Here is a 9,333-nt window from a genome sequence, read left to right as displayed (position 1 = left end):
ATCGCCAGCTGACAGGCCCGGCTCCAGCCGGCGAACGCGGTGGGCCGCCAGCTACACCACGCTTGGGGACACGATCAACGGCATTGGCCCCGCTCGCCAACAGCATGTCGTTGAAGTCCTGTCCGGCATTGCTAGCGCAAGCAGTCTCTGCGGGAGCCTCGGAGAGGCGACCGTGTGTAGTCTCAGTCATCTTGAATCCCTTCTCGCGGCAAGCCGTCGGGCGCCGCTGCGGTGAGACAGTCGCGTCAGAAACAATAACGATTCCGTAGAGCCGTTTTCTGTCCCACCATCATCTAAGTGTTTGATTTATCTAGAAACTCAAAGTCCCCTAGGGAGCGCCATTTCCCGGCGCTCGACCCTCAATCTTTGACCTGACGACGCGGCTCCTCGGCCTCGCGGCGCACATTCGCGTCCGAGCTTTGCTCATCGAGGCACCCTTGAAACAGAAGGGCGCAGGGAAGGCCGGGTGCAGGCCGCACCCATGGCCCGCCTGCAGAAAGAAAAGCAGGCGGCAGTCACCACAGGATTGGCCGAACAACCGGCCTTCCCTGCGCGATGGGTTGAACGGCTGCTCCGTGCTCTCCCAGGGGACCGGGCTTGCTTGCCCCCGTCATCGGGATGTCGCCGACCAAGACACCAGCGTCGGGGTGTCGGGACCACACGGCTTGACCGTCCGCTTGAAGTCGTTCGTCCGCACGCGAAACGCGCACTGCGACCCCAGGCGGCCACCGCATCCCCCGCTCCACGGTCCGTGACGATCGCGAAACGCCCCTTCTAGCCGAGCAGGAGACGGCGAGGAGCATCGATCTGATTTGCCCGACGACACAAGGCCGGATTTGCCCGACGGAATGCGACAAACTGGCACGACGGGCAGTTCAGGCAGGGGGGCGCAACTGATAGCCGCTTGTCGATATCCAGCTCCAAGAGCAATTGCACTTCGCTAGAACACTCTTCGTCATTGGAAACGGAGCAGAGGCTTAGTAAGATGCAAAAACTGCGTTCCGCTGACGCCGTAGTGTGGCTTCGCATCTGCCAATGCAATGAATTATGTTCTTCATTGTGGTCGATGAATGAGGTGCGGGCTAATTTCCGAATCGCCAGCTGAGTCGAAGAAGCACATGCATCGGCATGTCGGTGAGCAAGCTCAAAAGCAAACTGTCGAAAAATGCGGCGCAATTGCCCGTCTGCTCTCGGTGAATCTTGGGTTTTCGTACCTCGACAACTAGTTGTTCGGGCAGGCAACTAGAGCTTACTAATAGAAAACAATGGAGAGGAGGAGCGTCAAGTGAGTGATCAAGAAGAGGCGCTTGCTATGCCTTCTGAGGAAGACCAGGTCGCCATGGCGCCGCAGCAGCAAAGCTTTGGCGAATGGGTGAGCAGCGAGATGGTGAAGCAGGGTCTTACTATTCCGCAATTGGTGGCTAAGACCAAGATTTCCTATACTGGAATCTGGAATATCGTTAAGGGCAATACGCTGTACCCAACGAACGAGACGCGGGCGAAGCTATCAGCGGCATTAAACCAGTCCGTCCCTACAGAGGTCGAAGCCGAGATAGAAGAGAAGTCTGAAATTTCGGGGTACACCTGGACAGATTTTACGCCGTCAGACATCGGAACCGTGCCCGACCAAGCCGGCGTTTATGTCTTCTACGATGTGACCGATCGACCTGTTTATGTAGGAAAATCGGCAAAGAGCGTTCGAGCGAGAGTCAAGGATCATCAAACCCGATTTTGGTTTAAGCCTCCGTTGGTAGTTCGTGGGTCGTTTCTCGCAATTGATGATGCCGTCATGTGTGAAAAGATTGAGATGATCCTGATCAAGTTTCTAGGAAAGCACGCGCTTCTGAATGTTCAAGGCGTGGTCAGAGACATGGTAGAGTAAAATAGCTAGCTCTTTCGATTTGTTTGTTTCGCGGGAATGCCTCGCTACCAATTTCGCCGGGGGGCGACGAAATTGCGGGAGGAGACTGGATCGGCTGGAGGAAGCAGGGCTTGTTTGCCCCGTAATCGACATCGTCGCCGACCAAGACACCAGCGTCGGGGTGTCGGGACCACACGGCTTGATCGTCCGTCCAGGGTGCGTTCGTCCGTACGCGAAACGCGCACTGCGACCCCAGGCGGCTACCGCATCTCCCGCTCCACGGTCCGTGACGATCGCGAAACGGCCCTTCAGCAAGGAGGAGACGCGGGGAGGATCGATCTGATTTGCCCGACGACGCAAGGGCGGATTTGCCCGACGAAATGCGACAAACGGGCACGACGGTCTGTTTGGGAATGGGTGGGATGCTGGAGCTACATATGGATTACTGGGCTGGCATCTTGCGTGGTTCTGGTTCTATAGCGTCGCCGCGAAGCAGTAGCCCTTCGTCGATCTTGATCGGTTCCTGATACTGCGGATTGTCAAGAAGCACCTTAAGCACGAAGCTAAGTAAATCCGATGCGATTAGCCTGTCTTTCGAATTGCGGTCGTCGGCCGGTTCGGTTGCTCTTTTGGAGCGTTTCTTTCTCCGTCCGTGCACGATAGCCGAGCGTGCCTCATAGAGTCGCTTAACTTTCATGGCGATTTCGGACGGCGGATAGGCAGTGTCCCCGCGATGCATCGCGAGCGCGGCAGCGCGAAGTCGAAGTTTGTAGGATAGCGATTGGTTCTGATCGTCACCGAGAAGCACTTCTAAACCGATTGTACCGTCAAGAATGGCGTCCGCTGCATCATCACGAGTGAGGCACGCATTCAAGCGATTGAGGGCTAGCCGGATTGCCTCGCTCTCGCTGTTCAGCAAAGATTCGTAAATGTGACGTGCCTCGCTAAGCTCTTCGGTGGTTACCGTCGCACCCTCTTTTACCCATCCATAATCGTCAAAATTATTTGGATATCGCCTTAGCGTTGCTCCGTAGATGGGTGGTAGGTCGCAGTAGTAATCTAATGCCCAGCCTTTGGGCATCCATAGTATCTGAGCGTATCCCGTGTTAAGCCCTGTTGCCACTCTCAGTGCGCCGAAGAAACTGTCGATCGCATCCAAAACATGCGATGACACCTGCCCCAGCGAGCCCTGCACCTCGTCAATGCTGTTTACATCTACGGTCCATCCAGTGGACACAAACGCATGCGTGGCCGCGCCCACGACCATTTTTACGGCCCCGGATCCAAGCGAACTTATTCGGGCCCGAGCCAATTGCAGCTTTCTTGGAATCCTCGTGACATAACTTGATGCGTTGAGCCGGAAATGATCGACCTCGAAATGAGTCATGGTGATGGGCACAACGAGGCGGACGGGCAAAGGCTCATTGATGGTCCCAAATATCAGGGGCCAAATAACAGCGTCGCGGCGCGTTGGGTCAATCGACGCATCAAGGCCATGGGTGCACAGGTATCGTTCGACTGCACCAGCAACCAAATCGTTAGCTGGCCGATCGAAAAGGACTCCTAAGTTCAGCCTTTTTCCGATCTCGCTGGTCCGCAAAAAAGATGTAAGTTCGGTACCTTTTTGTAGGCTAGTTTCAGTAAGCCCCAGCCCCCCAAGAATGCCTTTTAGACCACGTGGCCGTACTAAGCCTACGTAATCTTTGGGGGCGTGGTCCCGGTGAAAGCCGACGTCATTAAAAAGAGGGAAGCCGCTACCTGAAAAGGACATCATAGGATAGTCGTGAAAGGGGCTGATATATTGATTCGGCTTTCGAGCCTGCGCTACGACTGCATGGTGCAGTTCCGCGAATGCAGCCTCGAACAGTGCGACATAGCGTGGCAATTCTTCGCGCAGTTTTTCTGCTTGAGAGTTTTCTATCTCGTCATAAGCTTGGGGCATCTTAGCTTGCAGGTCTGCTTCGGAGTGCTCGGTCTGTCCACTCTACACTGTTTATCTGGAGTCTGCACAATTTTGAGCTAGTCGGTCTAGAGGCGCCTCGTCGCAAATCCAAAGCGGAAAAGACGCAAGCCGTCGAGTGCGTATCAGTTTAGCCGCCTCCAACCTTCTTTGGAGCGTCGTCGAATCTAATTAGTAATCCAAAAATGTAGGCAACTCGCGCGAACGAACAAAAGGCCCATACAAAAACAGAAAACCAGCCAGCAAAAACTAGGTACAGTAGTCTATCATCAGTAGTTATCGTAAATTTCCATGCGATCAGCGGCATTGAGCTCAAGGTCAGGACAAAGCCGCTCACAATTGCGCGCCGAATAAATGAATTGAAGCGTCGCATTGATCGTGTGTTGCGAATTTCGACGATGAATCCGTCTGTTTTTCCTGCGACAAATCCATAAATTGCGAAGACGCAGCCCGTCTGTATAGATGCCCATCCGAATATTGCTGAGAATAGGTTTCCGACAGAAAGTCTGTCGCTGGCCATAAGTGCAAGAAGGGGTGTTTGGTTTAGCGCGAGCAAAGCAAGCGTACCGAGCCCGGCAATCGCGGGTCCGTAAGCCTCAGCATAGTACGATATGGATCTAGACCCATTCATTCATTTTTTCACGTAATGCGCTCAACTTGATGCGGTAGTTTGCTTCTGGGTCATTGTCGTGAAGCTCTAGTCTCTCCCGCGTTGCGAGTATGTCTTCTAGTAGGTCTAGATCCTCTGGTTTGTCGTCTTCTTGTTGTACTCGGGCCTTGATTGCTGTTACCTCAACTTGGTCTTGCACGGCTTGAGTTCGAAAATGTCGGACCATCGATTTGACGGTTTCACTGAGGCCACCCCGGGAGTGACCCATGGAAAGCTCGATGTTTATTTTTGGCGCCGAGTACGCCTCACCGAGATTCTTCATTGACTGAGCAATTGCTACGGCTCCGCCCCGGTCAACGGCTTGTAGGTGCGTGGGTTGAGCTATTGCAATTGAAATTTTTCGAACAACACTGCGGTTGAACTGATCCCATAAGTCATTGCGAACGATCGGTTCAAATTCAAAGTTCGCGCCGTCGATCATATTCGAAATATAGGAAGCAAAGCGGGCAGGAGATAGGACGCGCGCATCATACTGCATTCCAAGCGTATTACTTCCGGGCAAATATCGAAATACAACTCCGTGTCCCAATGGATTCCTGACCCTCAATGCCCGTCGTCCATTTTCTTCTACCTCTGAGGGATAATTAGTTCGTTGTATCCGTGTGATTTCCCCGTGAATGGACCCAAGCGCACTCTCGATAATTTCCGCTCGAACATGATAGTCTACCGCGAGTTGACGTTCTCGATCCCTTGCACGAGGGATCGCGCCAATTTGTTGTAAAACCTGACTAAAGGTATGACGTGATCTTTGATGCCGAGTCACATTGAAGAAGCGAAATGATATTGTTTTATCCATTCATTCCCCCCAAATGTTGTGCTGCCACTGTGCCACAACTTTGAGGAAAATCACAAATCGAGAACAAATATAGAACAATTTTCTCGCGTTGTCAATGTTAGGGGCTGGTGGAGTGTGGATCGGACGCAAACGCGACCAGCGGTAGCGACTCGCATAGTTCGGTTGGAGGGGAAATCATCGTCTGTAGTGACCCCGCCCCCCTTTACCCCAACCTCACCGACAAATTCAGCGGCCCCCGAAACCCAAACCCATGCCACCGCATGCCCGCCGTATCCACCAGCGTCATCTTCGGAAACCGCTCGAACAGCATCGGCAGCAGGATCGCGCCGACGGTGCGTCGGGAGAGGTGGGCGCCGGCGCAGTGGTGGCGGCCGTTGCCGAAGGCCTGGTGGGGGTTGGGGTCGCGCACGCGTTGGTGTGCTCGCCGTCGGTGAACAGCTCCTCGTCGCGGTTGGCGGAGGCCTGGATGGTCATCACGGTGTCGCCCTTCGGGATCAGGCAGCCGCGGATCTCGGTGTCCTCCATCACCAGGCGTGAGCTCGCCTGGATCGGCGCCACCCACCGCACCCTTCGTCGAACGCGGAGCGCCACTTGTCCTGCGCGCGCACGGCGGCAGGCTGCTCCGGGTTGGTGAGCAGGCCGTAGAGGATCGTCAGCAGCGCGTCGCGCGGCTCGTTGTTGCTGCGGCAGCGGCCTCCGCACAGGAATGTGCAAGACGGGACGTTCGCGTTTCGAGACCGCCGCTACGGAGTCCAGTTCGCCGGGCCGAGCAGGGTCGGAGGAATGAGCGCGCCGGTCATGGCGTGGATGAAGTGGAATCTCGTGCAGGCCGGGCAGCTCACGGTCTCGAAGGTCACGGTCTCGAACCGACAGTCGTCCTTCGGCTGGTGCAGGATGGCATCGACCTCGGACCCTGTCTGGGGGCAGCGAAATGTGATCGGACAATCCATCATCCCATCTCCGGTGCAGACTCGAAAGTTGGGTCGCCGCAGGTTGCGCCTGATTCTCCGGTATTGACTGAGCAATATTGATCAGCCGCGCGCGTTCGCCTCTGGCAGTCTGGTTGCGGGAGACATTGGGAGACGCGCTCGAACGGCCGCTGCGCCCCGCCCGAACGGCCCCGAGGCGGATCAAGCGTCGCTTCAGACCCGCTGTATCACGGGGCGTCCAGTCGTGGCCGCCGACCGCGAACGACGTGTCATGGCGTCGCGTGCCGTGCGGCGACGTCGAAGCTTGGATGACGGCCATGCCGGGGAGCTGATCATGATCGCGAATTCCATCTTGCGACGATTGACGCTTCACCTGAAGGAGACTCGGATGTTGATCGATGTCAGAACCGATGGAAACGTCGAGGACGGCGAGCAGTTGTCGCAGGACGTGAAGGCGTCGCTTCATGCGGTGCTGCATCGCTATGAGGATCAGGTCAGGCGGATCGACGTGCAGCTCAGCGACGCGGTGAGCCACAAGCCCAGTCACGACGACAAGAGCTGCAGGATCGAGGTGCACCGTGACGGCGGCGAGCCGATCGTCGCGGCGCATCAGGACAGCTTCATGGAGCAGGCCGTGCGTGGCGCGGTCCACAAGCTGAAGCGCGCGCTCGACCACGCCTTCGGCAAGGAGGCGGTGTCCGATCAGCTTCGGGATCATCGCTAGACCCGTGGCGGGACGGTTTGCCGGCAAGGCCGCCGGGTGGGAGATCCGTGATGGACATGCTTGCCGAGATCACCGACATCGGGCCGCAGCCGCAGGCGTTCGACATCGAGCGGGCGACGCGGGACAATGCCAATTATCGGTCGGTCGCCTGGAGCGGGCGCTATCTGCAGGTGACGCTGATGTCGATTCCGGTCGGCGGCGACATCGGCCTGGAGGCGCATCCGGAAACCGATCAGTTCCTGCGGCTCGATGCCGGCCGCGGCCGGGTGCAGATGGGATCGAGCGACGGCGTCCTGATCGCAAGGAACCAATGGTCCGACACGGAGATTGGTATCAAGACCGGGCTGGCCCCACTCCGGCGATGCCGCACAGGAAGGCCTTTCAATGAACAAGCGCAAATCAAATGGCTCCCACAAGGGGAACAGCGCGAAACCCGTCGTGGCGAAGCCGGTATCAATGCCCAAACACGCCGACGCGACAGCGAGGCAGAAGCGCGCTCGCGTGCTAACCGAGTTCGTAAGCTCGGACGCAGACGAACTGCAGGCAGTTCCGGAGACCGAAACGAGGCTCCCGGGACGATCAGCCCAGGAGACGGAAACGATCCTGCCGCCGCTCCCGCCTCTTGAGCCCGAATCCGCGCCGGCGCGCCTGCCGCCTCTCAGCGAGCTGAAGCCCGATGCCGTTCAGCCGGTCGGTGCTGGGACGGACTCGCACGAATCCCAGCCAACCCCGATCGCTGAAGCCAGGGCGGCCGATCCCTCGCCCGTGGCGGGCGGACCGCCGCCGGCGCTCGCCGGCATGGAGGCCTGCCAGACTCTGCTTATGGAGATGACGCGAGACAATCTCGATTTGGCGGCCAGCCTCGCCACGATGCGCTCGCCTCTCAGCATGTTCGGCGTCGCGACCACGTTTGCCGGCAGACAGATCGACATCTACCGCAGGTTCACGAAGGCCGTCGTCGAGATCGCCACCGGGCCTGCCAAAGCGCGATAACTCGAACGTGGTGATTCCAACCAACCCGGGGCCCGCCTCAGGTGCACTGAGACAACGCGAAGAACAACGCCCTTCGTGCCGGTCCTACTGCAGCCGTACCGGCAGATTGAGCGGGCCGCGGAAGCCGAATCCGTGCCACCGCACGCTCGCGGGATCGGGCAGCGTCATCTTCGGGAAGCGCTCGAACAGCATCGGCAGCAGGATGGCGCCGACGGTGCGGCGGGAGAGGTGGGCGCCGGCGCAGTGGTGGGGGCCGTTGCCGAAGGCCTGGTGGGGGTTGGGGTCGCGCAGGGCGTTGTAGTGCTCGCCGTCGGTGAACAGCTCCTCGTCGCGGTTGGCGGAGGCCTGGATGGTCATCACGGTGTCGCCCTTCGGGATCAGGCAGCCGCGGATCTCGGTGTCCTCCATCACCAGGCGTGAGCTCGCCTGGATCGGCGCCACCCAGCGCACGCCTTCCTCGAAGGCGGAGCGCCATTTGTCCTGCGCGCGCACGGCGGCGAGCTGCTCCGGATTGGTGAGCAGGCCGTAGAGGATCGTCAGCAGCGCGTCGCGCGGCTCGTTGATGCCGCCGCCGATCGCGATCTTGATGTTGGCGATGATCTGGCTTTCGGCAATCGGATTCTTCGCGTTGACCATGAAGGAGAGCGCGGACGAATCCGGCTCCGCCTTCACGCGCTCCATGTTGGCGCGGATGCAGCGGTCCATCTCCGCGTTGGCGATATCGGACGCGTCGAATGGCCCCGGCGTCCAGCCGAAATTGCCGGCGCCGTCGATCAGGGCCTGCGACCAGCGCTGCATGTCTTCATCGCTGGCGTCCGGGATGCCCATGACATGCGCGAGGATGCGCGCGGCCAAGGGGCCTGCGAGGGCGGGGAACAGATCGACGATCTCGCCGCGCGGCAGCCGGTCGAGATAATCAGTGGCGAATTTGGTGTAGAGCGGCTCCCAGACGGCTTCGATCGTCTTCGGCATCAGGGCGGGCATCATCGCCATGCGCTCGGCGCGGTGCTCGTCGTGATCCTTGCGCATCAGGGTATGCGCGAGGAAGGCGCGCTTCATCGGCGTGTTCGGATCGTCGGACGAGAACAGCGCCGCATTGTCCTTCACATATTTGGTGTCGGCCGCCTTGGTGAGGAACGTCCGGCCCACCGACTTGACGCGCAACACCGGCGCCTCGCGGCGCAGGCGCCGGTAGATCGGATAGGGATCGCGCGTCAGCTCCGCGATGGTGATGGTCTCGTCCAGGGGAGCCAGGGTCTGAGCCGGGGTCGCGGTCGGCATGGGGCGCTCCTGTTGGATGCGGGCCAGCGCGTGTCTCGCCTCAAGGATAGTGGCCGGGACGGACCCGTGCAATCCTGGTCCGATGCATTGACCGGGACGAGCGTCCGCACCGAACGAAT

The 9,333-nt window shown here is 58.6% G+C and carries 8 protein-coding genes and 1 pseudogene; 4 read left to right on the top strand and 5 right to left on the bottom strand.

Annotation, left to right across the window (positions count from 1 at the left end):
* Window positions 1-1,285 precede the first annotated feature (1,285 nt).
* The gene (locus tag QW887_RS26730) at window positions 1,286-1,882 is read left to right on the top strand and encodes a hypothetical protein (RefSeq protein ID WP_316195374.1); all 597 of its coding nucleotides are present in this window, start codon (window positions 1,286-1,288) and stop codon (window positions 1,880-1,882) included.
* Window positions 1,883-2,303: 421 nt separating this feature from the next.
* Here QW887_RS26730 and QW887_RS26725 read toward each other — a convergent pair whose 3' ends face one another.
* The 4 genes and pseudogenes from QW887_RS26725 to QW887_RS26710 form a co-directional block, all read right to left on the bottom strand.
* Entirely contained in the window at window positions 2,304-3,803 is a 1,500-nt protein-coding gene (locus QW887_RS26725) for a HEPN domain-containing protein (protein WP_316195373.1), read from the bottom strand.
* A 635-nt stretch (window positions 3,804-4,438) separates the two neighbouring features.
* On the bottom strand, window positions 4,439-5,287 hold the full coding sequence (locus QW887_RS26720) for a DUF6731 family protein (RefSeq protein WP_316195371.1): 849 nt from the start codon (window positions 5,285-5,287) through the stop codon (window positions 4,439-4,441).
* A 202-nt stretch (window positions 5,288-5,489) separates the two neighbouring features.
* Window positions 5,490-5,964 (bottom strand): annotated as a pseudogene (locus QW887_RS26715) (cytochrome P450); the annotation flags it as partial.
* Window positions 5,965-6,030: 66 nt separating this feature from the next.
* Window positions 6,031-6,237, bottom strand: coding sequence for a hypothetical protein (locus QW887_RS26710; protein WP_315736291.1), 207 nt, complete (start codon window positions 6,235-6,237; stop codon window positions 6,031-6,033).
* A 367-nt stretch (window positions 6,238-6,604) separates the two neighbouring features.
* Here QW887_RS26710 and QW887_RS26705 point away from each other — a divergent pair, with 367 nt between their 5' ends.
* From QW887_RS26705 to QW887_RS26695, 3 genes are all read left to right on the top strand, one after another.
* A complete protein-coding gene (locus QW887_RS26705) occupies window positions 6,605-6,940 on the top strand; it encodes an HPF/RaiA family ribosome-associated protein (protein ID WP_316195370.1) in 336 nt (111 codons plus the stop codon).
* A 50-nt stretch (window positions 6,941-6,990) separates the two neighbouring features.
* Window positions 6,991-7,566 carry a hypothetical protein gene (locus QW887_RS26700; protein WP_316195369.1) on the top strand — a complete coding sequence of 192 codons (576 nt, stop codon included), beginning with the start codon at window positions 6,991-6,993 and terminating at the stop codon, window positions 7,564-7,566.
* Between the two features lie 139 nt (window positions 7,567-7,705).
* Complete coding sequence (locus QW887_RS26695) at window positions 7,706-7,933, top strand: hypothetical protein (protein ID WP_316195367.1); 228 nt, start codon at window positions 7,706-7,708, stop codon at window positions 7,931-7,933.
* Between the two features lie 84 nt (window positions 7,934-8,017).
* On the opposite strand, the gene QW887_RS26690 is transcribed toward QW887_RS26695, so the two are convergent.
* Window positions 8,018-9,214: a cytochrome P450 gene (locus QW887_RS26690; RefSeq protein WP_316195365.1), complete on the bottom strand. Its 1,197-nt coding sequence runs from the start codon at window positions 9,212-9,214 to the stop codon at window positions 8,018-8,020.
* Window positions 9,215-9,333 lie beyond the last annotated feature (119 nt).

Source organism: Bradyrhizobium sp. SZCCHNRI3052 (assembly GCF_032484895.1).
Taxonomy (GTDB): domain Bacteria; phylum Pseudomonadota; class Alphaproteobacteria; order Rhizobiales; family Xanthobacteraceae; genus Bradyrhizobium.
This window is presented reverse-complemented; position numbering and strand designations above follow the sequence as displayed.